This window comes from Herbiconiux daphne (assembly GCF_024979295.1).
In the GTDB taxonomy this organism is placed as follows: domain Bacteria; phylum Actinomycetota; class Actinomycetes; order Actinomycetales; family Microbacteriaceae; genus Herbiconiux; species Herbiconiux daphnes.
On record NZ_JANLCJ010000568.1, the window covers coordinates 1 to 599 of the forward strand.

A 599-nucleotide genomic window follows, 5' to 3' on the forward strand; every position below is an offset into this window, starting at 1 on the left:
TTTCTTTATCGCTAAACTTCCGAAAACAGGCTTAAAAGTTTGGTTAAATAAGAAGAAAATCAAAACTATTTCTTCTGAAATTGGTGGCGATAATTACAAAACTATCGATGGTTTACCCGTTGGTATTTGCGTATTAAAATGCCCTAATGAAAATGAAGATGCAACGAACGACTTCTTCTATCGCCTATCAGATATTAATGTAGGCAACAAAGATGATATTGAAATCGCTGAAAGCAATCCATTTGCTTAATAGAAAATCACTTAAAACGCCTTGCCTTCATCGGCGGGCGTTTTTTCTTATGAAAGGAAGATGTTGAAAATGTATAATAACTACACATTCAATTTTGCCGATGAAGTATTACAAGAAAAAACAGAAAATGTTTTAGATGATTTATTTAAAATATTTCCTGACAAACCTGTAATAAGTCACGCTATTTCTTATGCACAAGCAGTGGCACTTACAAAAGGTGCATATTCAGACACGATAAAGGAATTTATTGATGTTTACCATCGTAAACCAGAAATGCACAAAAACGCAAAATTGTTTAAACATGAAAATGCAATCATGAAACGTATTGCAAATGCAGTAACAGGAAGAA

General features: G+C 32.7%; 2 protein-coding genes. Both read left to right on the top strand.

Features of this window, described 5'->3' with window-relative positions:
* Positions 1-250: hypothetical protein (locus tag N1032_RS26480; RefSeq protein WP_259543636.1), on the top strand; the 250-nt coding region annotated here is incomplete at its 5' end.
* A gap of 69 nt (positions 251-319) precedes the next feature.
* Positions 320-599: hypothetical protein (locus tag N1032_RS26485; RefSeq protein ID WP_259543638.1), on the top strand; the 280-nt coding region annotated here is incomplete at its 3' end.